The organism is Bacillus haimaensis (genome assembly GCF_048270625.1).
Taxonomy (GTDB): Bacteria; Bacillota; Bacilli; order Bacillales; family Bacillaceae_I; genus Sutcliffiella_A; species Sutcliffiella_A haimaensis.
Genome location: NZ_CP158164.1, coordinates 1562111 through 1589099, shown reverse-complemented (window position 1 = coordinate 1589099; position 26989 = coordinate 1562111). Strand labels below are relative to the sequence as shown.

Below are 26989 nucleotides of genomic sequence, written 5' to 3'. Positions count from 1 at the left end.
GCAAAAATAAAAAAGCAGTGGAGTTCACGATTGAAATCGCACTGCTTTTTACATGAAACGTTTTGTAACATTGATCATCTTCTATTCCACCGGAAGTTTTCTCTTTACCTGCTTTAAAGTAGCAACTATCAGAAAACTAACAATCACTAATAAGAGCCATGAACTTACCTTTCCTAGATGAACGAGACTCCATGAATCGGTTTGGTTTGGATATTCCCATGCCCCAAAGAAAGTTGCAATATTTTCCGCGATCCAGATGAAAAATCCGATAAGAACAAATGAAAGTGCGATGGGCATACGATATCGAGTCCCATTTATCTCGTAGATGACCCATGATTTCCAAAAGACGATGATAACAAGTGCGGAAAGCCACCAACGAATGTCCACCCAAAAATGATGGGTGAAAAAATTCAAATAAATCGCAGCAGCAAGAGGAACAACGGCAATAAACGGTGGCCACTTCACCAGGTCAACATCAAGCCTTCTCCACGCCTGGCAAAGATAACTCGCTACACTTGCATACATGAATCCGCTATACAAAGGCACACCGAATATTTTGGAATATCCTTCATCGGGATAGGACCAGGAACCCATATGTACCTTAAAAAGCTCAAGCGCAAGACCGATAAGGTGAAACAAGGTGATAACCTTTAATTCATCCCGTGTTTCAAGTCCGGATCGGACCATCCACCACTGCATCAATAGGCAGATGATGAGCAGCCAGTCATAGCGAGGCAGCAGGGGCAGCGGAATGATTTGTGTAATAGCCAATGAGGCAAAAATAACAACAGGAAACAAACAGGAAAGTGCCTGCTCCCAACCAAAGCGGACGAGCTGTGTTATTCCTCTTATGAACCATTGTTTTTCCTTTTTCAAAACAATCTGATGATCCATTTTTTATCCCATCCTCTCTGAGATCCTATATTGTTCTTCTATTAGTCTTTACTTAAGGTCAATTACATAATAATACATTATTTATTGATTAACAATAAATAATTATTGATTTTTTGCAAATACCTTGTTACTTATCAACAAAAAAGCATTCCTCATAAAATAGGAATGCTTTTTTTACATACAGACTTTTTTCATTTGTAAGTAACGGTATCAATAATTATATTTTATCCCGCAACCAAGAAGCAATTAATGATGGTGTCCACTGCCTTCGTGATCACTTTCTTCCTCGGCGCTCTCTACACTTCCAAGAATCTCGTCTATTTGTTCCTGGGTTAAGTCACCTACAACCAATTGCTTGGTGGGCATCACATGCATGTCACGTGCCGTTACATGAGATTGAATCCGATAGATTCCCTTCTTTTCAAAAGAATATTTCACTTCGTATATCCCATCGCCATTATGTTCAGCATCGATGAGCTCACTGTTTTCTTTTCCTTCCTCCACATTCCAGATCTCTATCTGCACTTCCTTGGCATCCTCCACATTTTCGTCCCACTGGGTCACATGGGTTCGAATGTCGACTTCCTCCTCTATTTGTACGTCAGCAGGAAGTTCCGTTTCCACCTTTACCACTTCAAGGGTTGTTTTCTCTTCAGGTGCACTGGTACAACCGATCAATAAAAGGATCGGAATCAATACAGCTCCAAATTTTTTCATCTTTTTCACGCCTTCCTTATCCTAACCATTCTTTCAATTTTTTTATTCTAGTAACCACCAATTTATCCAAGAGGAGAACCACAATAATGGATATCCCAACAAGCGGCATGACAAGTCCCAGTAGCAGCATGATTATGGTAACTGCTCTTTTTATTTTGATGTCCACATGTTTGCCTGGTGCACCACTTCCTTTTACCGGCTTCCTTTTTCTCCACATGATAAGGGAGCTGATCATCATTCCGATTAAGCCGATACAAAGAAACAAACCAAGTAATTGATTTGCCAACCCGAATAATTTCCCTTCATGAAGTGCAATACCAAGCGTGATTGCTTTTCCCATCAGTCCATAGTCCTCATATCGTACATCCGTCAAAACCGCTCCACTATATTGATCAACATGCAGCGTCGCATTATCAAATGGCTTGGCGTGGGAGGTGGAAATGGTGAATACGCCACTTTCTCCTTGAGGCATGGAAATGTTATATGGCTTTTGGACTTGCTTGTCTACTGCAATTGACGAAACTTCATTTAAAGTCAAGGGAACATACTGATTGCTGGTGGAAGCTGGCACGGGAATATTTTCCGCAGCCCACGGCACTTCCTCAGCTAGGTCCTTCGTTACTGTCACCGATTCAGGCTTTTCACCAAAACTGAATGAAAATGCAGGATATCCTGTATTGGTAGCCGTTGCCACTCTATTGATCTGTTCACCCATAACGCCTGACCATGGCAGACCTGTCAGAATCAAAACCATGAGTCCAAGTGATAACCAGAATGCGGGGACTGCATGCATGTCCCGCCAGAAAACTCTTCCCTTGCTTCTTAATCTCGGGAGAATCGTTCCCCAGATGGAGGCACGGTTTCTCGGCCACCATATATATAAACCTGTGAGCAACAGGATGATGGCCCAGCATGCAGCCATCTCCACCAATCGATTGGCAACTGTTCCTCCTACAAGCAGCTCACTATGCAATTTCACAAAGATTGTCATCAGCTCTTTCTCTACCGGCAGTTCCCCAAGGACATTCCCTGTATATGGGTCTACAAAGACACTAATGGCCTCTCCATCTTGCATGGTAGAAAACTTTGTACTTCTTTCTTCCTCCTCGAAAGTGGACATTCTTGTGACCGATGCATCAGGAAATTCCTCTTTTACTTTTTCCAGCTGTGCATTGACAGAAAGGCTTGTTTCCTTTGTCTCTTCCACAAAATAAAGGTCCTTATATAAATAAGATTCTATTTGCGGCTTGAATAGATAGACCCCGCCGCTGAATGCCAAGATAATTAAAAAAGGAGCAAAAATGATGCCAGCATAAAAATGCCATCTCCACATGGTTTGGTAGATGCCTGTTCTGGTCTGATTTTTGCCCTTTTGTTGATTCGTTCTGTCTTCCATAAGCATACTCCTCCAACTTTTTTCACCGTATGCTTATAGTTTGATTGATAATTGTGAAGAAAGAATGAAGGATTTAAAACACGAACAAAGGAATTTTCACCTTGACCACTGTCCCTTTTCCGAGCTGTGAATCCACGATAATTTCCCCATTATGCTTGTGTACAATCTTTTTTACGATAGAAAGCCCAAGGCCTGTACCGCCACTTTTTCTAGTCCGGGCTTTTTCGACGCGGTAAAATCTTTCGAAAATATACGGCAAATCTTCTTTTGGGATTCCGATTCCTTCATCCTCTATAATCAAAACTCCTGAAGTATTTTCCTGGAGTACAGAAATTTTTATTTTTCCTTTTTCACGCGTATACTTTATGGCATTACTTAAAAGGTTATCTACCACTTGATCCAACCGCCCATGATCACCATTCACTACGACCTCTTCATCAAGATTGAACTCTGTTACGAGAATTTTTTCGTTCAGCTTCCACTCAAAACGGTTCCACACATCTTTCACTAATTCGGAAAATATGATTGGCTCCTTGCTAATCGGATACGAATCTCCCTCCAGCTGGGCAAGATCCAACAGATCATGTACAAGCTGATTCATCCTGTCGGTTTCCTTTCGGGTAATTTCGACGTATTTTGCTGGCGTAATGATTCCTTCCCCCAGCGCCTCACTATATCCTTTCAGATAGCTGATCGGGGTTCTCAATTCATGCGATACATTCCCTAAGAATTCACGTCTGTTCCTGTCCACCTCTTCCAAATTGGATGACATCACATTAATCGATTTGCCAAGGCTTGCAATTTCATCCTCCCCATTAATGGCTAGCCGGATGGAAAAATCCCCTTGGGCAATTTCTTTTGCTATTTTCTCCATCTGCTTGATCGGCTGCACAATTCTATTCGTCATTTTTCTTCCAATTAGAATTAAGAGCACAATGATCAGTAACATGCCGATAAGTAGAAAGTTCCTAATTGGATGAAAGGCATCCGTGATTGCTGTTAGTGGCATGTACAGAAAGATGACGGCGTCCAATCCTTCAGAAAGCCTTAACGGAATGACGACTGCCCGTATTTCCTGATCCAATCCTGTATGATATTTCGTAAAAATCAGTGTTTCCCCTTTTAATAATTCCTGTCTTTCCGAAAAGGAAATAAGGTTCTCTTCTGCAAAAGAATCGAATGGCGCACCACTGGCAAGCTGCATCGGGTCATTCGAAAAGATTATCGATGTTTCTGAGCTTTGTTCAATCCATTCCAAACGCTCCGAAAAAACATCCTGCGGGCTTTCATAATAGACCTCTTCAAGAAGATGGCCTTGCTTTATTAGTGTATCGGTTTGCTTCTCGATATATAAGGTCTGATAGAGATAATAGGATACCACTACAACGAGCAGAATGGTCAGGACGGAAACAGAAATGATGGTCAACCAGATCCTATTGCGGATGGATAGTGGATTCATGCTTCATTCCTCTCAAATTTATAGCCGATACCCCATACCGTTTTGATGTGGTCTCCTGCCTCCTTCAATTTGAACCTTAAGGTTTTCACATGTGTATCCACGGTTCGATAAGAGCCCTTTTCCGTATCCAATCCCCAGATCACATCATGGAGCTGCTCTCTGGAAAACACCTGTCCCTCATGCTCCATTAAAAATAGCAATAAATCATATTCCCTTCTCGCGAGGTTTATTCTTTCCCCGTTTACCTCCACTTGCCTTGCACTTTTTTGGACAGTGATGCCTGAATGGGAAAGCACATCAAAGAATGCTTGCTTGGAACGACGCAGCAATGCTTCCACCCTTGCAAGAAGTTCCTTTGGACTGAATGGCTTCATGACATAATCATCCGCTCCAAGCTTCAGACCCCTCACCTTGTCCCATTCATCGCTTTTGGCGGTCAGCATCAGGATGGGAATCATATATTTCTCACGGATTTTCTTACAAGCTGTAAACCCGTCCATTTCAGGCATCATGACATCAAGAATAATCAAATCCACTTCATTCATATAAAGCGTATCTAGTGCTTCATCTCCATTTTCTGCATAGAGAACGTGATAAAACTCTTTACCCAGGTACATCCCAAGTAATTCCCTCATGTCCGCTTCATCATCAACGACCAATACCCGTAAGGCGTTGTTCATTTCTCATCGCCTCCCTTGAAAAGTAAAAAGGGACCATTAGAAATTTTATACCTGTTCATAATATTTACATTGTCCTGATTAACCATTAGTAATTCGTCCCCATCCAGGCACGATATATACAGGCTTTGTTTTTCCGCAATCATATAGCTTGGATTGTCACAGACGTCGATTTTCTCTTCCACTTTATAGGTCTCCGCATTAATTTTTGTCAAGCTGTGATCCCCGTGACTAAGAACAAATAATGGAGAATCCGGAGAGTGTTGTAAGATATGAATAGGCATTAGCCCCGTATTTACAGACATCATTTCCTTTCCTGTTTCCGGGTCATAGGCAAATACCTTTTCATTCATTTCTCCTGCTGCACCATGACCGCCTGTCCAGAGGTAGGTGCCATCAAAGTGCAAGCCTTCAGGTCTTGCGTTCACTGAAAAGGAACCCGTTACCTCATATGTGGCTGTATCCAAAACAAACACTTCCCCACTTCCTGAAGTAAGCACATATAGCCTGTCACCATCCAGGAACATTTTAGAAGGGTATTCCCCAACTTCTATTCCCTTTACCGCCTTCTTCTCTTCCATATCTATCACACTGATCCTGTTCGACTTTCCATTGGCAGCATAAAGCAACTTCTCTTCCGGATTATACAACAACTCAAGAATCCCTTCGTCAACATCCAGGATTGGCGTAACCTTGTTCTCTTTTACATTTATTTCAAACAATTGATCTTCTTCCTTCACTGAGGCCAGTAAATATCCAGGTTCTACTTCCACAATCGATGAAAACCTGAAAGGTAAACTGACTTTCTCCTGGTTTCCAGTGGGCATGTCCAAGGCGGTTATTGCATTCTCTTTTAAGTGGGTCACATATATGGTTGACTCAGGGGTATCCGATTTAGGCAAATCGATATTAACCCTTGTACATCCTGTTAATAGTACAACTAGAATTACCCCTAGTACGAATAAGTTTTTCACGGTGTAACACTCCTAACAAACATACTAACCATTATTTTACTCCATAAATGTGAAAAATGTGTGAGAGAACAAAAAAGATGATTCCTTTGAGTAGAATCACCTTTTTGGGAAATTATTAGTATTCATATCTTATAACTCTATTTTGGAGGATAAAGAAAGTTAAGAGGATGTGATAAATTTATCAATTCATAAATATATACTCTTTATAAGAAAACATTATTTGATTATGTAGCTCCTTTAGTTGTCATTTTTTTCAGATAAGGTTCGATATAGTTGCGGTTTGCCCTATTTAACCCCTCAGGCAAATCATTAATATTAAAATACTGCATATTCTTAGACTCCGTATAATCAATTTGAAGACTACCTTTAGCGCCAAACGTTAAATAGACGGCCGTTATGGAATACAACTCATCTCCGTTTGATAATTTTAAATAATACTCAGGTCCAGAACAAACAGTCAGCAGCTCCAATTCTCCAACTAAGAGACCTGTTTCTTCTTCCACTTCTCTCCTTGCTGTATCTTCCAGGCTTTCACCTACCTCCATTAGACCACCGGGCAATGCCCAGCTTCCATCTCTTCTTTGTTGCAATAACAATTTATTATCTTCATTTACAATTAAGACGACTGAACCAGGTAGTAGTAACGGTCTTTGCCCCACCAATTCTCTTAAATCCATCACGTAACTCATTTCCTATTCCTCCTTTTTTATTCTGAAATATTTCCGCGGTCATTAATCACAACAATGTCACCTATCAATTGGGCAGAGCCATCCTCATGGACAATAAGCCCATCTCCGTCATTTCCAGCATAAACAGTTGTTCCAGCAGTTTTAGAGTATGAAAGAACTTCTCGCTTAAATTCGTCATTCCAGCGATTATAGTGAGGTAAAAACTCAAAATCCACAAAGTTCAATGTATCCAATTCATCTTCATTAGAACCACCTATAAAAAGTTGAAACAAATTCGCAGACTTTCCAAGTTGAACAGCTCCTCCGCTCACCCCTACAATGATTCCACCTTTGTCAAAGTAATTTCGTAAAACCTTATCCATCTTGCGTTTTTTAATTGCCTCTCTAAAATCAATTGGGTTTCCTGCCGAAAGATGAAGGATTTCACAACTGAGCAATTCTTTAATCTTCAATGGATCGAATTCACTGTAAAGGTCAAAATACATAAAGTGCTGGATTCCGTACTCAAGATAATATTGTACCTTTGTATGGAAATACTTTTTTTCCTTGTCTTCCGTAGATGGTATGTAACCTATCTTTATATTTTTTGGCTCCATACCAGCAAAAAGTAACTCATCCATTCTTACATTCCCTGGAGACTCCTTTACTTGGTCACTATAAAAGAACAGCTTCCCCATGTGATCACCTCTTTGCAAATCCATATTATTAATATCCAATTTAATACATCTAGAAATAAATAACAAAAGGCATCAATCCTTCTGGATCAACGCCTCAGTTAAAAAGATAGAACTCTATTTCCCCTATCCACCCTCACGAAACGAAAATCAATACCTGGATGTAAGTTGTTTGAATACGTTGTAATGCTGTAACATTACTGGGGTTTAAGTTGTAAAATGAGGCCTCGAACCCCTAGGGTCACCCCGTAACCCGTACCATGGATACAACTTTTACCTGTTGTAAGGTTTGGTATTCGCCTTTTCGTGTTCGCTACCAGCTTGCTATGCTATTCGGTTTACTTTTCTATTAAATCAGTTTTCCAATTGAGCTCCTGTATCTTTACATCAAGCAGCCTGTACTTTTGTGATAATTCATCAATATGCTTTTGTGTATCCTTTACTTGGATGATTGTCACATACTTAATCTCTGACCTTGAATAGCGGTCATGGCGCTCGGTCGCCTGCTCTATTAGCTCGCTATAAATCTTCCTTTCCTGGCCAATTATGTCCCTCGTTGTTAATGCGTCAGCCAGATACAGCGATTGATCAATCTTGGTATGTAAATTAGTTCTATTAATATCTTGAATCAGCTTCTCCAACTTAACCAGGAGTTCCGTCAATTCCTCCACTAACACTTTTGGCTCCTCATTAGGCTGGTCGCCTTCCTGGACCCTTACATTTTGGAACAGACGATTCTTCAACTGCTCCACTCTTTTCTGGTAATCTGAACGCAATATTAAAGCCTCTGCCAATTTCATGTAAATCACTCCCTTAACCAATGATTCTCAATGGTTCACATTTATTATTTTCAAGACTTCGACTCCTCCATACTTCCCTCTATAGCTCCAAGTATTTTTTGAGAAGGTTATAACCATTAAATATTACATATATTATGAATCCGAGAATGATAAAAAATTTTATTAATCTACTTTCAATAGCAAATAATACAAGAATCATAGTAATACCAAGTATCCCTACACTGGCCACAAACTTTGTGTACCGGATTGCATCTTCAGAAAACTCCGGTTCTTCTTTGTACATCCACCTCTCACCGAATAACATACTTTCCTCAGGGCATAAATAGGTCCATATTAATATGCCGTAAACGGGGATCATAAAGATAAAATATAAAATTGCATCTGCCATAATACCCCTCCAAGCAGTATCAACTAAAATCAATTTGTAATGCCTTTTTAGTGTATACGTATTGGCGCTTGAATGGTTTCAATTTTGGCTGTGAAATGGGGATATTTTACCTGATTCAGATTCGGCGGTCCAGGCATATAGAATATCCGACAAATTTTCTTCATTTTCATGGCCACTGCCAACAAATTTAAATCCATTACTCTCGTAAAACTGTTGCGCTTTAGTATTTATCTCAAATGTATATAAAGTTAATCTTCCCGTAGATTGATCTTTAGCTCTTTCAAGTAATCTCTTCCCAATGCCTAAACCTTGATAAGCGATATGAATATATAACTGGCTTATATGAGATTCATTGTAGGCAATTATCCCAACAACTTTTTTGTCCACCAACGCTATATCAATGTGAAATTCTTTAGGTAAAATATGATTTAAAAAGTAAACATGACTTTCGAAGTTATGAGTCTCCAGCACACCAATGGCCTGATACTTACTTTCCCGCCACATTCTTACTGTTTCTTCTGCATATTCAGGGGCAAATGTAATGATAGCCATTTTATCTTGGTACAACTTACAACCGCCTTTCATAATCAATTTGGCAAATGTGGAATGTGGGGTTGAGACCACGAAAATCGGATAAAGCCGAAATGGTGGTCTCAAAACACTCGGTTGAAACCACCAAAACTGAATTCAGGAAAAATGGTGGTTCCAATACACTCGGTTGAGACCACCAAAACTGAAATCAGGAAAAATGGTGGTCTCAAAACACTCGGTTGAAACCACCAAAACTGAAATCAGGAAAAATGGTGGTTCCAATACACTCGGTTGAAACTACCAAAACTGAAATCAGGAAAAATGGTGGTTCCAATACACTCGGTTGAGACCACCAAAACTGAATTCAGGAAAAATGGTGGTTCCAATACACTCGGTTGAGACCACAAAAATTAAAATCATATGAAATGGTGGTCTCATAACGCCCGCCCAGTTGTGCCCCTCTGCATGCCTTAACTTTTTATGAGTCCGAAAAAATCACTAGCAAACATGATCAATAAGAAAGCAACAATAAACAGCAGTTGAAAAATAGTGAATAGATAAGCATTTTTATTTTCAGCGTACTTCCACTCCATAAAGGCTGTAGCTATTTCAGACAGGATGATAAAGAGAAAAAGTAGAAAATATGTTTCCAAAAACCAATAGCCGTCAGAGAAATCATTTTGCACATTAATAAAAAGTCCTACAAACAAACATACAATAATGAGTATTCTGATGGTCCAATCGACTTTTTTATGTGTAGCATTGATATGATTGTATGACAAGAATTTTTTCTTCTCCACTTTCAATAACTTTCTCATCATAGAATTAAAGATATACAAAACCACTCCAAATATACATAATACCAGTACCAGTTTCAGCCATATTAGAGGTACTATTTCGTCGTACATAAATATCTCCTCACTTCCTACTTCATCCAATATATATACGAACTAGGAACCTTAAGGGTTTCAATTTAAACTTAATATTCAAATAATTAACGTCAGCTTTGAGTATCGGTTGGTAATTCTTCCGACAGACTACTGAAATTCTTCTATTTTTCCACCAATTGTTCTACTAGCTTCATTCAATTCCCCATCGTATTCAAGAATGATAAACATCTCTTCTGCAACAATAAAATTGTGCCCAGTCAAATCAAGCATTGCAGTTTCCCTTATAAAATTAACCTTTGCCTTCTGGGCTAAGGCGTTGCTCGGATACTTATAAATATGTAAGAACACATCACTTGTAATTTGCAGATGATGAGGGCTTTTTCCCAGTAGTCTATTGTCAAAGGTTGAGTTTGGATTAATAGATACTTCTTTAAATTCAATCTTCTCTTCGACTAAAAAATCTTTAAACCTATTGATATTTCCTTTAGAAAAGAAGAAAGTCGCGGTTAATACCAAAATGATTAAAAGGAGGATAGGGACAAACTTCTTCATTTGTATCCCCTTTCGCTAAACTTTATTAAGCTATCACTACCGTTAATATTAGGTTTATTTAGGAGCGAACTTACACGAAAAAGGATACATCGCCAAAAACTGCTTTAATTCATGATCTACCATATGAATCTCACTTTTCTCTACTGTTTCAATAAACAACTCTTTCAAAATTATGGCTGCGGCCTCCACCTTTTCAGCGGTAATTTGATCAGGATATGTGGAGAGGTACCTTTGGATAAAGGAAGGATTTAGCGTTTCATAAGCCTTGAACTGGTGAAGCTTTTTATTTTCGTTCATTGCCTGGACTTGCAGCGTGCAATCCCTCATTGTCTCAAGCATCTTTAGGGCGTAGATCAGGTTATTCCGCTTTAGCTCTTTGTCCAATTTCAACGAAGAATAGAAAAATTCAAAGACTACATCATCTTGGACGGGATATTTCACAGGTTTTTGGTTAAAGCGTTCACTTTCCAAATTCATCTTCTCTGTTACCATTCCCGTTTTATCAAAGACTACCTTCCACAACGGAGATTTTACTCTTAATAGATCAGTCTGAACAATGGATACATTGAATTCCAGGGAGTTCTCCATAAAAACGATCAGAAGAAAGACATTTTCTCTTAGACGTTTTTCTTTAATAATGTAAGGGGTGATATCACTGAAGCTCCGATATACTTGATTTTTTGTTTCCTCTACATCCTCTACTCCAGCAGTACACACCATCAGATCGATATCTGAATGATCATCCTTATACCCGGTCACCCCGGATCCCAATTGAATGATACCTTCTATCAATTTAATAGACTTCAATTTCTCTATTGTGTTAGTAAAAAAAATGTCCCTAACCTCTGAACTGTACATGCTTCACCTCTAAAATCAATACTTAATAGATAACTCAATATTACCACATATTGGATATAAGGGTAAACAAAAAAAGGAAGCAGCTTCCCGCCGACTCCCCCACGCGTAAAATCCAAATCACTCAATGATATAAGGATGATCGAGTACGTCATATTTTTTATCTTTGAAGCTTAATTCGTTGCCGTCTTCGAATACCCCTTCAAAGAAGCGTGATGCCGGTTCTGCAAGCTCCTTGTAGTATTCGCTGAAGAGAGCTGCTGCATGGCTTCCGAGCCACATATCAGGAAGCAGTTCCTCGGGAAGGCCCGGATCCACGAACAGGAATTTCCGGTATTCGTGTACAAGCTTTGTGCGTTCCACAAAGCATTCGGCATCGGACATCTGGCCTTTTGAAATTTTGCTTTTATCGATAATATACTTTTGGCTGTATTCTTGGATAAATTGTTGGTATTTACCGTTGATCTCCTGAAGGTCCCAGCTTTTTGTCACCAATCGGCTGTCTTCATGCGGCCCTTTGTATTCGGATACGAAGAAGTCCACATACTCCTCTATTTCATATTTATGTATAAGGTCCTGAACCGACTTCTCCAAGGCATTCGGGGAAATCCAGCAGCTGTTGGAAAGGGTCCCAAAACCGCTCCAAACGAGTTCCTTGCGTAGCTCATCCCTGACACTGCGTATTTCTTCGGGAATGGTATACATGAGAATACGCCATTTCCCGTCCCAGCTTTCAGACTTCAATTTGAAGATACGCTTGGCTGCCTCTTCAATCCTTTTCACGCCTCGCTCCGTTAAGTAGTAATAACTTTTATTCCCCTTTTTCTCCGCCTGCACCCATCCCTGTTTGTTCATTCTTGATATGGCTGCACGTACGGCCTGATCGTTATGGCCGAATTCCTTGAGTAGCCTGATCAGGCTCCCGATCCAGATTTTATTTCCATAATGCCTGATATAGTCTCCATATAACGTGAAAATCATCGATCTTGTGTTCATCCAGCATCCTCTTTCTTTTAAGCTCTTTTCGTATATATTATTGCTATTTGCCTCGAGTAAAAAATCGGCTTTTGGATTTTTTACCTACTTTATCATAAAGATTGCTAACCTCCTTCGTATCTTCTCTTAGAAAAAGAGCACGATGATACTTATCTATCGAGGGAAACCTAATACGACAAACAACAATCTATCCGAAACAAGTCTTCTTTTGAAAAAAATCTAGTAATCGTATTACAGTAGTTTCATTTTATCAAAGTAACGCGTCATAGGAAATACGAAAAATCATAGAGAGGCATGCTCTATGATTTTTCGATGCGTTCCACTATTGTTGCGATTCCCTGCCCGACACCGACACACATGGTGGCGAGACCAAACTTGACTTCCCTTTTATTCATTTCATGGACAAGGGTGGTCAGGATTCTCGCGCCGCTTGCACCGAGAGGATGACCGAAAGCTATCGCCCCGCCGTTCACGTTCACTTTTTTCTCGTCCAACTCCAACTGACGGATGCACTCCAGGGATTGGGAGGCGAAGGCTTCATTCAATTCAATCAGATCCAGATCCTCTTTTGTGAGTCCGGCACGCTGCAACGCTTTTCTTGTCGCATGGATCGGACCGATTCCCATGATGCTTGGGGAAAGTCCCGCGACCGCTGATGTGACATATCTTGCTAGTGGTGTTAGATTTAATTCCTCAGCCTTCTCTGCACTCATCAATATAAGTGCTGAGGCCCCATCGTTTACACCAGAAGCGTTACCCGCTGTAACAGTACCGTCTTCAAAAAGGGGCCGAAGTTTCCCGAGCTTCTCCAAAGTGGTTTCAGGACGTGGATGTTCATCGGTGTCAACGATTGTTTGGTTGCCTTTTCTATCGATGATCGTGACAGGTACAAGTTCTTCGGCAAAACGGTTTGATTTCATGGCCTTATCAGCTTTTTGCTGGCTTTCATAGGCAAAGCTGTCCTGATCCTCGCGGGAGATGCGAAATTCCGTCGCAACATTTTCCGCTGTCTGAGGCATGGAGTCCACCCCATACATCTTTTCCAAGTTTTTGTTGATAAAGCGCCACCCAATTGTTGTATCGATCAGCTCCATATTTCCACGTGGAAAATCAGTATCAGGTTTTTTCATGACAAATGGAGCCCTTGTCATGCTTTCTGTACCACCTGCGATATAGATCTCCCCTTCGCCAGCCATTATCGCTCGTGCAGCATAATTGACGGCGTCAAGGCCTGACCCGCAAAGGCGGTTTATGGTGGTTCCTGCGACTTCAACTGGCAGTCCTGCCAATAAAGCGGACATTCTTGCTACATTTCGGTTGTCCTCTCCTGCCTGGTTGGCATTTCCGAATACAACCTCTTCAATCTGCTCGGCAGGAACATTTGGATTTCTTTCCATCAGGGCTTTAATGACAATCGCACCGAGGTCATCAGGACGAACAGATTTTAACGCTCCTTTATATCTGCCAATCGGGGTCCGGCATGCATCCACAATTACCACTTCTTTCATCATGTCACCTTCCTTCTAGTCGTTTTTCTGATAGTCATAGACACCTTTTCCGCTTTTTCTTCCAAGACGGCCGGCCTTTACGTACTTTTCCAGAAGAGGTGCTGGCCTGTATTTTTCCCCAAGCTTTTCATGAAGGTATTTCAGATTGTTTAATCGGGTATCCAAGCCAACTAGATCTCCAAGTTCAAAAGGTCCCATCGGATAATTCAAGCCCAATTTGATTGCTTTGTCGATTTCTTCTGGAGTACCTACTCCTTCCTGCAGCATATAAAATGCTTCATTTCCCACCAAGGCGCTGATTCTGCTTGTGACAAAACCGGGAAATTCGTTGACAACAACGGTTTCCTTACCCATTTTTTCTGCAACGGACCGGATAGCCGCTGCCGTTTCATCGCTCGTTTCAAGCCCTCGGACAATTTCCACTAGCTTCATTTTATGTACTGGATTAAAAAAGTGCATCGCAATCACTTTTTCCGGTCGATTCGTGAAGCTACCGATCTCGGTCGGACTCATGGTGGAGGTATTGGATGCAAACAGACAGTGGGATGGCGCGTGCTGATCGATACGTTCAAATACAGATTTTTTGATTTCGATATTTTCTGGTACCGCCTCAATAATCAGATCCGCTTCCTTCACTACATCCTCCAGATGAACCGAATAGGACATTCTTTCATTAATGGAGTCTGCATCCGTAGTCGAGAGCTTGCCTCGTTCCACTCCCTTTTCGATGATCTGCTGGATCTCTTTCTTCGCTCCCACTAATTGCTCCTGTTTTACATCAACCAGCGTGGTGGAAAATCCACCAAGCGCGCTGACATAGGCAATTCCTCTTCCCATTACTCCTGAACCGATGACAATTACTTTTTCCATTGAAGCTGCCTCCCTTACATTTTAAAAAAGCAAAGGGAACGCGCCCCTTTGCTTCCATTTTATATACTTACACTCCAAACGGATTCAGAGGACGGTTCCCGAAGTAGGAGATGATGCTCTTTGTTTCTGTGTAAAGGTCCAAGGTTTCAATGCAAAGCTCGCGACCGAAGCCGGATTGCTTGTAGCCGCCGAATGGTGTTCCCGGGAAAGCGGAGAACGGGCAGTTTACCATGACGATTCCAGCTTGGATTTGTTTGGAAACTCTGGTGGCACGTCCGTAATCTTTTGTCCAGATCGCAGATCCCAGGCCGTATTCGCTGTCGTTCGCTAGCTTGATTGCTTCTTTTTCGTCACTGAATGGCATTACTACTACGACCGGGCCAAAGATTTCTTCTTTGACAACCTTCATGTCATGATTGACTCCGGTAATGATGGTAGGTTCATACCAGAAACCATTTTCAAAGCCTTCCACTTTGGCAACTTTTCCACCAAGTACAATATTAGCCCCTTCTTCTTTTGCTGACTGGACATACCCGTCAATGACATCAAGCTGGCCTTTGTTGATGACAGCCCCAATATGAGTTTCTTTGGCAAACGGATCGCCAAGTGATAGCTTTTTAGCCTTTTCCACGAACTTCTCCATGAACACATCATAGATATCTTCATGTACATACAGGCGGGAACGCGCTTCACAAGATTGACCCGTGTTGTAGAAAATGCCGAATAGGGATCCATCCACTGCCGCATCGATGTCTGCATCTTCAAATACGAGATTCGGAGATTTACCGCCAAGCTCCAATGTAACGCGCTTCAGGGTTTTAGACGCCTTTTCCATAATGTCTTTCCCGATTGGCGTGGAGCCTGTGAATGCCACTTTATCCACCAACGGGTGCTCAACCAGGTAGTTTCCTACTTCCGAACCTGCACCAGGGATGACGTTGACAACACCCTCCGGTACTCCTGCTTCGATACAGATCTCACCAAGTATGATTGCAGTAAGAGGCGTCAGTGTGGCAGGCTTGACCACTACAGAACAACCAACTGCAATGGCAGGTGCTACCTTCCATGCAGCCATCATTAATGGATAGTTCCATGGGATGATTTGCGCACAAACTCCTACAGGTTCTTTTTCGGTAATGTTCTGGAATTGACCTGGAACATTGTTGACAGCCCCTCTATGACCGACAATTGCCCCTGCGTAGAATTCGAAATCCTCGATAGCCTGCATCACTTGACCTTGCGCAGCAGAAAGGGATTTCCCTGTATCCAGAATCTCCAATTCCACCAACTCGTTAAAACGGGAGCGCATGATGCTAGCAATCTTATTCAACGTTCTTGCACGCTTGTTTAACGGGAACAGCTTCCATTTCCCTTTGTCGAATGCGTTCCTTGCAGCTTCCACCGCTTTTTCGGCGTCCTCCTTGGAAGCTTTGGCGATTGTTGCGATCGCTTCACCTGTTGCAGGATTATAGGTTGTAAAAGTTTCTCCAGTGGAGCTATCTACTCTTTGACCACCGATAATCAATTGATACGCGTCACGCTTCATATCCAGTTGTTCCAGCTTTGCCTCTTTTACAGTTGCCATATTTGCTCATCCCCTTAATCATCTATTAGTTTCCTTTAAATACAGGTTTTCGTTTTTCGACAAAAGATGTAACGCCTTCCTTATGATCGTCTGATAGACCGGCTATTCTTTGTCCAAATGCCTCATGTTCCAGGTACTCATCAAAATTCATCGCCCAGCTTGCTTGAAGGGAACGTTTAATCAAACCGATCGCCTGGGTAGGCATGCAGGCCAGACGCTCTGCAAATGCCTTCACTTCTTCCTCCCAGTTTTCCTGCTGTATGACTCTGGTTGCAAGACCCAGCTCTTTTGCATCCTCTGCCCGTATCTTCTCCCCAAAAACAGCGAGCTCCAGTGCTTTGGCATTACCGATAAGTTTAGGAAGGAAATAGAGATTACCAGAGTCAGGAATCAAACCGACATGAATAAAAGCCTGGACAAAACTTGCCTTGTCTGATAAAAATCGGAAATCACAAGCCAACGCCAGGCTGAAACCAGCACCTGCTGCGACTCCATTTACGGCTGCAATGATCGGTTTTTCACAACGTGCAAGCTCCTTCATCATCGGACCATACCTCGTTCGAAGCACGTCACCGTGGTCCATATTTTCATCTACTTCTGCGAGGTCCTGGCCTGAGGAGAACGCTCTTCCTTCCCCTGTAATCACAATCGAACGTACTTCTTGATCAGTACTGGACTGTTTGATTGCCTTCTGGATTTCCCTGTTCATCTGTTCTGTAAACGCATTCAATTTATCCGGTCGGTTCAGCCTGATCCAGGCTACCTGGTTCTCAATCGTGTAAATGATTGTCTCAAACATGACTGGCCTCCTTATTCTCCCTCAAAGTTTGGCCTTCTCTTTTCCTGAAAAGCGCGCATCCCCTCTTTTTGATCCTTGGATGCGAATAGCAGATAAAAATTCTTACGTTCAAATTGCATTCCTTCATACACGGAATAGTCCACTGCTTTTAGCACAGACTCCTTGATTAGGCGCAGGGAAAGTGGAGCCTGCTTTGCAATTTTATTGGCAAATTTCAAGGTTTCCTCCTGTAGCAGCTCTTTTGCAACAACCCGGTTGATGACCCCATAGTGTAGTGCTTCTTTCGCGCTCAATCTATCACCTGTTAGTAGCCATTCCATCGCCTTTGATTTTCCCATCAATTTCGTCAGTCTTTGCGTACCGCCTGCTCCAGGCATCACGCCAAGACTGATCTCAGGAAAGCCGAATTCTGCATCATGTGCTGCAAACAGAATGTCACAACACAGTGCCAATTCAAACCCTCCACCCAGGGCAAAACCTTGCACAGCCCCGATGATCGGTTTTTTCACCCATGCCAGACGGTCCCACTCGGTGAACTGATTTAACAGCTCGAGTTCGATGGCACCCGCCTCTGCCATTTCGTCAATGTCAGCCCCTGCAGCAAAAGCCCTGCCATGCCCACAAAGCACAATGACCTTTATTTCATTATTGCGGTCAAACTCCTCGATGATGGATACGATTTCCGATACCATCGGACGATTGATCGCATTCAACACTTTCGGACGATTTAACGCGACGATTCCAATCGAACCCTGTACCGAGACATCAAGAAATTCGAATCTGTTATTCATTCACTTCTTCACCGATCATCAGGGTAACCAGATCACCAGCAAATTTCATTAAATCCCTCCCGGATGCTTTCGCCTCATCCGTTCTCATTGCCTGCTTCAATGCATCATGGCTATCATAGTACATTTCACACATCAAGTAGTATTTGCCTTCGCCACCCATCGGGCTTCCCACCACTTTTGTCACTTCCATTTTGCGTAGTCCAGGAATCTTCTGTGTGATAGGACCGTGTGTTTCAAAATAATGCTGATCGAATGCCTCTTTGTTTTCAGGGTGCTTGTAAAGTGCGATTAATTTCACCATTTTATTACTCTCCTTTTTTATATGTAGTAAGCTTAATAGAGTTTGTCTCCAGTAAGCTTCTTTCACCAGCTTTTACATCATGGTGGAAATGGGTTTCATTGCTTCGAACGGGTTTTTGCAGCCTCTGCAATATAGAATGCTTCTGCATGCAGTTGGACCGAAAATATTATCGATGGTCGTATAGGTGGAGCCGCAGTAAGGACAATCCACATGCCATTCTCCGTTCTTATCCAATTCCGGCGGAGGAGCAATGCCGAATTCCTTTAATTTCTCCCGGCCTACACTTGAGATACGGTCGGAAGTCCAAGGCGGCTCATAGATGAAAACTACCTCCACTTGTTCAAAAACTGCTAGATTGCAAATCTCTTTTTCTACATTTTTCTTGATGATTTCCAATGCTGGGCAGCCCATGAAAGTGGGCAGCATTTTGATTGTGACTTTCCTCTCATCCAGGATGATATCCTCTACCATCCCCAATTCGACCACACTGACCGAATCAATTTCAGGGTCTTTCACTGACTGGAGTTGTTCCCATACTCTTTCAAGCTTTATGCTGTCTTCCATATGTGACTCATTCCTTTTATTGGAGTAAAAGGGCTCCCTCAATAGTGTATGTGCATCTTCACTTCTCATGACCAATTACCAGACTGCCGCTGGATTACTGTTATACACTTCACCCAATGTAAGAATGGCTTCCTCCAGATCCTTCGTATGCTCACCCTTACGACCATCCCCATTTTTCATGCCCATCCTGTTTTCGAGAGGAGGAAGGTCCACCTTTTCAAAAACATCTGTCATGGTCTGAATGAAGCGCTGGCGTAAGACCTCTTCCCCTTCCAGAAGGCCAAAGTGAGAAATCTGAGCGGCATCCGGTCCAAGCGTCAGTACCCCGCCAAAATCAGCAAGAACTTTATCCACTGCAGCCATCATCCTTGATCTTGCATCCCCATTAGCCTGACAGAGCTGGGTGAACCAGGTTCTCCAGTGGAGCAGATGATAGTAAAGCTCCATGTTTACCTTGATGGCAACGTGCTTCAAAGGTTCATAGGAGGAGTTTTTCAGCGACTCCATCTTCAGTTTCTTTGCTTGCGTGTAGAAATAGTGTCTGACAACGGCAAAAGCCCAGTCATATTTCGGTTCCTTCAAATAGTTACCAGGGCCATTCACCAGTTCCAAAAGAACGGCATTTACCCGATCTTTTGCATTACGGGAATGTGCCAGGGCATCCATTTCCCCTTCACCCAGATCCTCAAGTAATTGATAGAACATGGCCGCATGCCCCATCGTATCCTGATTAATGGATGAGAATGCCACATCCTCTTCGATATGCGGAGCAAGACCAAGCCATTCAGAACCTCGGAAGGCGATGATGAAATCATCATCGGCAAGCTGATACAATAGCTGCGTCAAGGCCTTATGGTAGGCTTTATCCTTTTTCGCTTCTTCCACTTTTGCTATATTCATTGTTTCAGCTTCCCTCCCCAGGACATGATCTCTTTTTCATCGAGCATTTCCTGTTCATAATGACGCCACTTCTTTTTCAGATAGCCATACCCTTTTGTATTCCGGTAATCCTTGTTGTCGATTCTCTGTAATGTCTCCCGCTCTTCCTGAGTCATCTTTCTCATTGCTGACCTTTTCACCACCCAGATATCCACCACCGGTTCGCGGCGCATAAAATTTTCCTGCGCCATGACAAGTGCCAGCTCCGCGTTTGGTGCTAGAAGGCTGAATTGGTATTGCATAGGGGAAGTGTGCGTTCTTTTTGAGAACACTTCATATTCCTGATAAAATCCTTTAGTGCTCAATATTGTTCCTCCTTCCTAGCATGCATTGGTCTCGGAGCTCAGCGCTTCACGGACCCATGCATTGTTTTCATGCGATATGACCCGTAGCCGCAGTCGGTCTTTGGATTTAGGCCCGTTATTTTTGATGATTTCCTTGAATTGGCTCCAATCCGGCTGCTGATAGATCCACTTCTGCTCTTCTTCACTGTAATGCATCGTTGTATCCGGAATTGTCAGCCCCAAAGATAACACCCGCGGAATATATTTGGTAAAAAAATCCTGACGCAGTTCTTCATTACTCTTTGTTCGGATTTTGTATTTCGTTGTAATATCCTGTTTTGATGTTCCTGTGGTGGAGGCGTCAGCAGGCCCAAAGAACATAAGGAGCGCATCCCACCATCGGATAATGGAGTCTTGAATCATTGCCCGCTGTTCATCCGTTCCTTCCGCAAGAGCCATGATGATCGCTTCTCCATGCTGTGCATGGAACACTTCCTCCGCACAGATTCGCTTTAATGCCCTGGCATATGGCCCATAGGAAGCATCTAGCATATTGGTCTGAGAGATGATCGCTGCACCATCAACCAGCCATCCGATCAGTCCTGCATCTCCCCATGTAGGGGCCTCCATATGGAAGACATTATGAAACTTCAAATCTCCCGAAAATAGGTCCTGCATAATTTCTTCACGGGTTTTTCCGTATGGCTCCATGAGATCCTCTGCCACTCTCAACAAAAGCTGGCCATGCCCCATCTCATCCTGTACCTTTGCCATGATGCCAAGCTTCCTTTTCAGTGTGGGTGCTTTCGGGACCCATTCCTTTTCTGGAAGCGCTCCCATTATTTCGCTGATTGCATGCATACTGATTAATTTAATCAAGGTTTTCCGGTATTCTTCTGGCATCCAGTCGTCTGCCTCTATCTTTTCACCAGCTTCGATCCGGTTCATGAAGTGCTGATGCTTTTCCTCTTCTGTTAAGCGGTCAAACGAAAGTGAATTGGTCATGATCGCCGCCTCCTATTTCTATAACGTTTATTTAACGAAATTATAATATAATGTTATACATTTATCAACTCTGAAAGTTCTGAATTTTTATTGCGCTACTTTTCTTTTATCTATTAATCTTACAGCCTTCCCCTCGGACCTTGGGATAGTACCCGGTGCTACCACAGCAGCACGTACGGAAATATAGCAGCCGGTTTTCAATATATGCTCCACTTTTCGAGAAAGAGAATTGAAATTTTCCCTATTTTCGTATTCATCTTGGGAATTAAATACTGTTTGATTGATTTCCACCACCACTTCCAGACAATCTAGATTGTTTTCCTTTGAGAGTAAAAGCTGATAGTGTGGTGACAGTTCCGGAATGCTTAGGAGGTGATGTTCGATTTCAGAAGGAAAGACATTGACACCGCGGATAATCAGCATATCATCCACCCTTCCTTTAACTCGCGACATCTTGATGGTCGTCCTTCCACAAGCACACAGCTGTTTTTTAATCGAAGCAATATCCCCTGTCCGATAACGGATGATTGGCAAAGCTTCTTTCGTCAAGCTTGTAAAAACAAGCTCTCCCTCTTCGCCCTCCGGAAGCACCTGAAGCGTCGCTGGGTCAATGATTTCCGTATAGAAATGGTCTTCGGCTATATGAAGTCCATCCTGTGCCTCGTGGCATTCCATCGCCACACCAGGTCCGATCACTTCGCTGAGACCATAGATGTCACAGGCTTTTATATTCCATTTATTTTCGAGGGTGATCCTCATTTCCTCTGACCAGGGTTCTGCTCCGAAAATACCGTATCTAAGGGAGGTTTCTGCAGGGTTTTTCCCAAGATGCTCCATTTTTTCAGCAACAGCAAGTATATAGGACGGAGTACCGCAAATGACGGTAGGCTTGAAATCCTCGATCAACTGTATCTGCCTTTCAGTATTTCCTCCAGAAACCGGAACTGTCATCATGCCTAGACGTTCACTGCCATAGTGAAGACCAAGTCCTCCTGTAAAAAGTCCGTATCCATATGCATTATGGAGAAGCTCCCCTGTTTCTCCCCCTCCAATTGCTATGCTTCTGGCTACAATGTCACTCCACATATCGATATCCTTTTGTGTGTACGCAACTACGGTAGGCTTGCCGCTAGTGCCTGACGAGGCGTGAAGCCTGACAATTTCATTTCTGGGAACTGCAAAAAGTCCGAATGGATAGTGATCTCTGAGATCTTTCTTTGTAGTGAATGGAAGATGTTGAATGTCTTGGAGAGAAGCAATCTTGTCAGGTGTTATCATCAGTTGATCAAATTTCTTTTGATAGAATGGGACATTTCTGTATGCATGGTTCAGGGTTTCCTTTAATCGTTCGAGCTGCAGCTCTGCCATGGTTCTACTATCAGCCGTTTCTATAACATGGAGAATCATTGTATCACCCGCCTTGATATTCTAGCGAAAATTAATATAACGAAATAATACCGTTATAAAACTTTCTGTAATATATTACGTTCAACATAAAAATAACGTTCAACAATTCAAATGTCAATATATTTTCAGAATATTTGATTGATTTGATTTCCAGACAAAAAAAGCTGCTGGGCTCATTTAGTGCCCAGCAGCTTTTAATCATTTCATATTCTATGCCTCATACGTCCAAAAAGTTTCACGGTACAGCCAATCTTCAATTTCAGGCGCATTTTCCTTCAATTGTTTTTCCATCAGCTCCACCCATCCGCTTGTTTGGGACTTGTGCGCTTTAATGGCCTTCAGCTTGTCTTCTGCAACATCCCTGATATCAATCGTGATATCAGGGGGTCCGATCAGGTCCACGCTGTTTTTCAGAATGGCTTTTCCATAGATGACCGGTCGTTCTTCTTTCGGCATGCGTGATACGGCAAGTGCAGCAGCATTGCTCATCGCATCATGATCTGGATGCACGCCATGCTTTGGATAGAAGGTTAAAAGCAAGGACGGCTTTACTTCCTCCAAAACCTTGCCGATGATGTCCGCCAAATAATTTTCATCTTCAAATTCCAACGTCTTATCATGTAATCCAAGCATTCTGAGATCCTGGATGCCCATTACCTTACATGCATCCACAAGCTCTTTTTTCCTGACTTCCGGCAGCGTTTCCCGGTTCGCGAATAACGGATTGCCGAGATTTCTCCCCATTTGTCCAAGTGTTCCGCATAGGTAGGTAACAGGAACACCACTTTGAGTGAATTGTTTTATTGTACCGGATGAACTGAATGCTTCATCGTCCGGGTGTGGAAATACGACCAGTACGTGTTTTTCTGCTTGCATATTAAATCTCTCCTTTTTCACGAGAGGTACGTTCCTTTTAAAAAGGCTCTCTGCTTAACTGAAGTGCCACTGCCAATTTTCCTTCGGGATTCAACCCGGCTAACAGTAGGCGATTTTTATCATCTATTTCATAATGGGTCACACCTTCCGCGTACACCCAACCATGCTCTAACTTCAATCCCACTCTGTATGGGTTGATTCCGATTATTTTTCCCCGTTCAAACTTCAATTGAACATTCCTGATGAATGCACCAACAGGCAGCCCTGTATTGTGATGGCCTGCATAGGCACCATTCGTCGTCTCGAGATGCAGGTACACATCTGCATTTGCCAGCTTATCTAATTCGGTTTGGACAAGGGTCTGATCTATAAGCTTCATAGTATCCTCCAACATCTTTTTCTTCCTGAAAGTTTATTCCTATATACAGTGTATAATAAGACAACGCCAATTGCGAAGTGGTTTGCTTCTAAATGATAAAAAAGCTGGGAATATTGTTTTGAACAACTGAACTAAATGAATTCTTTAACACCGCTGTTGATTTCCGCACTAGGCTGCGCTTTCCGCGGGGCGGTGCTGGAGCCTCCTCGGACTTCGCCCTGTGGGGTCTCCAGCCTACCGCTACCTCCCGCAGGAGTCTTCGCCTATTGCTCCAATCAACAGCTAGATAGCTGAAATACTAACACTCATCTCTATCACTATTGTTATATATTGCGATCTATATGAATAGAGAATAAAATTCCACATGAAAAGATACCGCGCTATACCTAAATTTTATACTTTCCCACAAAAACTAACTAATTACCTGGAAAAAGCTAACACTACGCACTTTTTGCACGATTAAATAGGACAGGCATTGTAGTTACGCCCGATATTCCGGATTTTTCGACCGTATTTTAGGATTTGCGCCCGAAAAATAAGATTTTCGCCCGTTTTTATTAACTTTCCGCCCGAACTTACCTATTTTCCTCCCGAACTCCAAATTTTCACAAGTCTAGCACCCCTCACACCGCCACACTTTCTCTGGCACGCTCGCTTGCTGGTAAGGTTCGTCATCGGCAAAAAAGGAATAACCGTTGTTAACAGTCATTCCCTCTTTTTCTTAGTTAAGTTTGTCAAACCATTTCTTTGAAGCTGCCACTTCGGAGTGGGTGAGCTGGTGACCTTGATGTTCCCAGTGGACTTCCACTTGAGCGTGTGCCTCGGTCAGTAAAGATGATAATTCCTCTGTTTCGGATGCAGGGCAGATTGGATCATTTTTTCCTGCACCTATGAACACAGGGACCGAACGAAGGTCAGGTAAAGCCACTCCTCTTCTAGGTACCATCGGGTGGTAGAGAATTGCGCCTTTTAGGCTATCCTCATGATGGAAAAGAAGACTTCCGGCAATATTCGCTCCATTGGAATAGCCGACCGCGATTACTTGTTGACGGTCGAATCCGTATTTTCCTGCTGCATCATCAAGGAATTGATGAAGCTCTTTTGTTCGAAAAATAAGATCTTCTTCATCAAACACCCCTTCCGCTAAGCGTCTGAAAAAACGGGGCATTCCATTTTCAGAGACATTCCCCCTTACACTTAGAACAGAAGCATCAGGGTCTATCATTTCTGCAACAGGCAATAGATCCTTCTCCGTTCCACCTGTTCCATGCAAAAGTAGCAATACCCTGTCAGAACCCTTCTTGAAAATATGTTTTAGTGTCATAAACCGTATCCTCCATTTTCTTTAGTAAGGTCATTATATATCTTGAATTCGAGATAATATTAGTATAATGAAGATAATACATTACGTCAAGGAATCCACAAGATTAACCTCTGCCTCACTTTAAGAATAAAATGTATAAAAAACAAAGGAGCTATCATGATGTTTCCATGGAGCAAAATGTTTCCTTTTCCAAAAGATTATATGAAGGAAGATATTTTCAAGCAGTCAGATGTAGAGAAAATGATGAAAAAAGCCATGGGGGGCAAATTACCTTCAAACCCAGGAAGTTTGTTGCATTCTAATGATTTTTTTGAGCAATCCTTTGATCTTTTAAATCGAGTCCAAGAGAAAAAGAAGCAGAAGAAAAAACCAATCTTTCAATCGGATGTCTTTGAAACCCATGAAGAAGTTATCGTTCGGTTTCCACTAACTTCCGAAGAAAAGCTGAGGGAACTTGTTATCTATCACGATGCTTCCACCTGCTTTTTGGAAAATATCCCGACCACCGGAAGTAAGCAGGAAATAAAGCTACCATGTATGGTGAAGTCAACCGGTTCAACAGCCAAATACAAAAACGGCATTTTGGAAATAAGAATTCAAAAAGAAACATTCAATTCCAAGACAAAAATCCCGATTGAAATCATAAAGCCTTCAAAAAAGAAATAGAGGCGTTGCCACCTCTATTTCTCCTATTAACTATAACTGCTTCAACAGTTTTTCTAAATCGACTGTCCAGGGCTCTTCGATAGTCGGACGATAAAGGTCAAAGGTTACCATCCTGTTAGTTGTACCACTTTTACGATGCACCTGAAGTTTTACCGTAATAGGGTAAGTCAACTTTGTACCCCCATCCTCTTTTGGAAGATCGGACAGCCTTTTGATCAGTTCGATCTCCTCCAGTTCTTCAAGATGTCGCTCCATCAGAATACGATTTTTATCATCAAGAATAGGCGATAGAATAAACCAATCATGCTGATGGATGGCAAGGACCGTTGCATCTACTATTTCCTGTGGTGAAAGCTTTTGTGTATGGTCCAGCCATTCCCCTGAAGCTTTTTTTATCATGATGGAATGGGCATGATCCATTTTCCTAGACTTGTGGGTGATGCTGTCTTGGAAATGGATGCAGAAATGGCCAGGAAATCCATTTTTCAACGCTCCTTGCCCGTGAGGCATTCCATGCATGGACCCTGCAAAATGACCGTTCTCGGACAGGACAAGAATAGCTCTCCTGTCCCAACTCCAGGTACCACGGTAGATTTTTTTCATAATCTTCGTATCGTCATGTGTCAAAGGCTGGACATCCGCATGATATGACCCTGCTCTCCGTTGGACTTCAAAAGACAATCCCGTATCCAAATCAAGCACCTTAAAGATACTGTATCTAGGAATAAGCTTATTTGCATCATTCCATGTAATCAATTCCCCATAATGGTTTTTATGCAGCTTCTTCATATCATTCGAAAGTTGCTTTTTATTTTTTTCCTTTAAGGGTAAAAGTATTTTATTGGCAGATCTATCATAGATGTTAAGTTGGTGATCAATGGCGTACACCACTTTTCCTTTTACACGGATATACGTGTCAGTTGGGGGGATAGGATAGGAAATCACCTCCCAATTCCCATTCTGTACATTCTTCCTTATTTGTTTCGGTAAAGGCATTGCTGTGGAATATCCTGATTCAATGGAAGTCTGGATTACATATTCCCATGTTTCCTTCTGCCCGAGCGCTGAAACGGAGGAACCAAGGAAATTAAGACCGATCAGTATTGCAACAAGTGTTAATAATGAATATAGCACCCTCTTCACTTCTGGAAGCCTCCTGTAATAAAATGAATACCTTTGTTATTTTGTCAAAGATAGAA

At 42.2% G+C, this 26989-nt stretch carries 31 protein-coding genes; 1 reads left to right on the top strand and 30 read right to left on the bottom strand.

Translation table 11 applies throughout. The features are described from left to right. Positions 1-81: 81 nt before the first annotated feature. The 29 genes from ABN702_RS08120 to ABN702_RS07980 all read right to left on the bottom strand — a co-directional run bounded on the left by ABN702_RS08120 (position 82) and on the right by ABN702_RS07980 (position 25124). The gene (locus ABN702_RS08120; protein WP_417900859.1) at positions 82-852 is read right to left on the bottom strand and encodes a DUF817 domain-containing protein; all 771 of its coding nucleotides are present in this window, start codon (positions 850-852) and stop codon (positions 82-84) included. Between the two features lie 288 nt (positions 853-1140). Continuing rightward, entirely contained in the window at positions 1141-1611 is a 471-nt protein-coding gene (locus ABN702_RS08115) for a FixH family protein (RefSeq protein WP_417900196.1), read from the bottom strand. 16 nt (positions 1612-1627) lie between these two features. Beyond that, on the bottom strand, positions 1628-3007 hold the full coding sequence (locus ABN702_RS08110; protein WP_417900195.1) for a PepSY-associated TM helix domain-containing protein: 1380 nt from the start codon (positions 3005-3007) through the stop codon (positions 1628-1630). A 73-nt stretch (positions 3008-3080) separates the two neighbouring features. Next, positions 3081-4466 carry a sensor histidine kinase gene (locus ABN702_RS08105; protein ID WP_417900194.1) on the bottom strand — a complete coding sequence of 462 codons (1386 nt, stop codon included), beginning with the start codon at positions 4464-4466 and terminating at the stop codon, positions 3081-3083. After that, positions 4463-5146: a response regulator transcription factor gene (locus tag ABN702_RS08100; protein WP_417900193.1), complete on the bottom strand. Its 684-nt coding sequence runs from the start codon at positions 5144-5146 to the stop codon at positions 4463-4465. The genes ABN702_RS08105 and ABN702_RS08100 overlap by 4 nt, the downstream gene beginning before the upstream one ends. After that, positions 5143-6117 carry a YncE family protein gene (locus tag ABN702_RS08095; RefSeq protein WP_417900192.1) on the bottom strand — a complete coding sequence of 325 codons (975 nt, stop codon included), beginning with the start codon at positions 6115-6117 and terminating at the stop codon, positions 5143-5145. Before ABN702_RS08095 ends, ABN702_RS08100 begins: the two co-directional genes overlap by 4 nt. Positions 6118-6341: 224 nt before the next feature. Then, a complete protein-coding gene (locus ABN702_RS08090; protein ID WP_417900191.1) occupies positions 6342-6806 on the bottom strand; it encodes an NUDIX hydrolase in 465 nt (154 codons plus the stop codon). Between the two features lie 17 nt (positions 6807-6823). Next, the gene (locus tag ABN702_RS08085) at positions 6824-7483 is read right to left on the bottom strand and encodes a Type 1 glutamine amidotransferase-like domain-containing protein (protein ID WP_417900190.1); all 660 of its coding nucleotides are present in this window, start codon (positions 7481-7483) and stop codon (positions 6824-6826) included. Positions 7484-7818: 335 nt separating this feature from the next. Then, positions 7819-8280 (bottom strand): DIP1984 family protein, encoded by a 462-nt coding sequence (locus ABN702_RS08080; RefSeq protein WP_417900189.1) that lies wholly within the window; start codon positions 8278-8280, stop codon positions 7819-7821. Between the two features lie 79 nt (positions 8281-8359). Beyond that, positions 8360-8668: a hypothetical protein gene (locus tag ABN702_RS08075; RefSeq protein WP_417900188.1), complete on the bottom strand. Its 309-nt coding sequence runs from the start codon at positions 8666-8668 to the stop codon at positions 8360-8362. A 78-nt stretch (positions 8669-8746) separates the two neighbouring features. After that, positions 8747-9220, bottom strand: coding sequence for a GNAT family N-acetyltransferase (locus ABN702_RS08070; protein WP_417900858.1), 474 nt, complete (start codon positions 9218-9220; stop codon positions 8747-8749). A gap of 449 nt (positions 9221-9669) precedes the next feature. Continuing rightward, on the bottom strand, positions 9670-10107 hold the full coding sequence (locus ABN702_RS08065; RefSeq protein WP_417900187.1) for a DUF4181 domain-containing protein: 438 nt from the start codon (positions 10105-10107) through the stop codon (positions 9670-9672). A gap of 129 nt (positions 10108-10236) precedes the next feature. After that, positions 10237-10641 carry a hypothetical protein gene (locus ABN702_RS08060; RefSeq protein ID WP_417900186.1) on the bottom strand — a complete coding sequence of 135 codons (405 nt, stop codon included), beginning with the start codon at positions 10639-10641 and terminating at the stop codon, positions 10237-10239. A gap of 54 nt (positions 10642-10695) precedes the next feature. Beyond that, positions 10696-11499: an aminoglycoside 6-adenylyltransferase gene (locus ABN702_RS08055; RefSeq protein WP_417900185.1), complete on the bottom strand. Its 804-nt coding sequence runs from the start codon at positions 11497-11499 to the stop codon at positions 10696-10698. A gap of 117 nt (positions 11500-11616) precedes the next feature. Then, complete coding sequence (paaX, locus tag ABN702_RS08050) at positions 11617-12492, bottom strand: phenylacetic acid degradation operon negative regulatory protein PaaX (RefSeq protein WP_417900184.1); 876 nt, start codon at positions 12490-12492, stop codon at positions 11617-11619. 299 nt (positions 12493-12791) lie between these two features. After that, positions 12792-14000: a 3-oxoadipyl-CoA thiolase gene (pcaF, locus tag ABN702_RS08045; RefSeq protein ID WP_417900857.1), complete on the bottom strand. Its 1209-nt coding sequence runs from the start codon at positions 13998-14000 to the stop codon at positions 12792-12794. Positions 14001-14015: 15 nt separating this feature from the next. Beyond that, positions 14016-14870, bottom strand: a complete 855-nt coding sequence (locus ABN702_RS08040) for a 3-hydroxyacyl-CoA dehydrogenase (RefSeq protein ID WP_417900183.1) — start codon at positions 14868-14870, stop codon at positions 14016-14018. Positions 14871-14937: 67 nt separating this feature from the next. Beyond that, positions 14938-16455 carry an aldehyde dehydrogenase family protein gene (locus ABN702_RS08035; RefSeq protein WP_417900182.1) on the bottom strand — a complete coding sequence of 506 codons (1518 nt, stop codon included), beginning with the start codon at positions 16453-16455 and terminating at the stop codon, positions 14938-14940. A gap of 25 nt (positions 16456-16480) precedes the next feature. Beyond that, positions 16481-17254 carry an enoyl-CoA hydratase-related protein gene (locus tag ABN702_RS08030; protein ID WP_417900181.1) on the bottom strand — a complete coding sequence of 258 codons (774 nt, stop codon included), beginning with the start codon at positions 17252-17254 and terminating at the stop codon, positions 16481-16483. 11 nt (positions 17255-17265) lie between these two features. Further along, entirely contained in the window at positions 17266-18045 is a 780-nt protein-coding gene (locus ABN702_RS08025) for an enoyl-CoA hydratase/isomerase family protein (protein WP_417900180.1), read from the bottom strand. After that, on the bottom strand, positions 18038-18346 hold the full coding sequence (locus tag ABN702_RS08020) for an EthD family reductase (RefSeq protein ID WP_417900179.1): 309 nt from the start codon (positions 18344-18346) through the stop codon (positions 18038-18040). The genes ABN702_RS08025 and ABN702_RS08020 overlap by 8 nt, the downstream gene beginning before the upstream one ends. A 72-nt stretch (positions 18347-18418) precedes the next feature. Then, positions 18419-18910 carry a 1,2-phenylacetyl-CoA epoxidase subunit PaaD gene (paaD, locus tag ABN702_RS08015; protein ID WP_417900178.1) on the bottom strand — a complete coding sequence of 164 codons (492 nt, stop codon included), beginning with the start codon at positions 18908-18910 and terminating at the stop codon, positions 18419-18421. Positions 18911-18985: 75 nt separating this feature from the next. Next, the gene (paaC, locus tag ABN702_RS08010) at positions 18986-19810 is read right to left on the bottom strand and encodes a 1,2-phenylacetyl-CoA epoxidase subunit PaaC (protein WP_417900177.1); all 825 of its coding nucleotides are present in this window, start codon (positions 19808-19810) and stop codon (positions 18986-18988) included. Beyond that, positions 19807-20154 (bottom strand): 1,2-phenylacetyl-CoA epoxidase subunit PaaB, encoded by a 348-nt coding sequence (paaB, locus tag ABN702_RS08005; RefSeq protein ID WP_417900176.1) that lies wholly within the window; start codon positions 20152-20154, stop codon positions 19807-19809. The genes paaC and paaB overlap by 4 nt, the downstream gene beginning before the upstream one ends. A 15-nt stretch (positions 20155-20169) precedes the next feature. Then, positions 20170-21138, bottom strand: coding sequence for a 1,2-phenylacetyl-CoA epoxidase subunit PaaA (paaA, locus tag ABN702_RS08000; protein ID WP_417900175.1), 969 nt, complete (start codon positions 21136-21138; stop codon positions 20170-20172). Between the two features lie 87 nt (positions 21139-21225). Further along, positions 21226-22545, bottom strand: a complete 1320-nt coding sequence (locus ABN702_RS07995) for a phenylacetate--CoA ligase family protein (protein WP_417900174.1) — start codon at positions 22543-22545, stop codon at positions 21226-21228. Positions 22546-22755: 210 nt separating this feature from the next. Further along, the gene (bshB2, locus tag ABN702_RS07990) at positions 22756-23421 is read right to left on the bottom strand and encodes a bacillithiol biosynthesis deacetylase BshB2 (RefSeq protein WP_417900173.1); all 666 of its coding nucleotides are present in this window, start codon (positions 23419-23421) and stop codon (positions 22756-22758) included. 37 nt (positions 23422-23458) lie between these two features. Then, the gene (locus ABN702_RS07985) at positions 23459-23800 is read right to left on the bottom strand and encodes a YojF family protein (RefSeq protein WP_386645723.1); all 342 of its coding nucleotides are present in this window, start codon (positions 23798-23800) and stop codon (positions 23459-23461) included. A gap of 721 nt (positions 23801-24521) precedes the next feature. Continuing rightward, the gene (locus ABN702_RS07980; RefSeq protein WP_417900172.1) at positions 24522-25124 is read right to left on the bottom strand and encodes an alpha/beta hydrolase; all 603 of its coding nucleotides are present in this window, start codon (positions 25122-25124) and stop codon (positions 24522-24524) included. A 156-nt stretch (positions 25125-25280) separates the two neighbouring features. Here ABN702_RS07980 and ABN702_RS07975 point away from each other — a divergent pair, with 156 nt between their 5' ends. Beyond that, positions 25281-25790: a hypothetical protein gene (locus tag ABN702_RS07975; RefSeq protein ID WP_417900171.1), complete on the top strand. Its 510-nt coding sequence runs from the start codon at positions 25281-25283 to the stop codon at positions 25788-25790. A gap of 30 nt (positions 25791-25820) precedes the next feature. Here the strand turns inward: ABN702_RS07975 and ABN702_RS07970 are convergent, their stop codons facing one another. Beyond that, positions 25821-26933, bottom strand: a complete 1113-nt coding sequence (locus ABN702_RS07970; protein ID WP_417900170.1) for a hypothetical protein — start codon at positions 26931-26933, stop codon at positions 25821-25823. Positions 26934-26989: the final 56 nt, after the last annotated feature.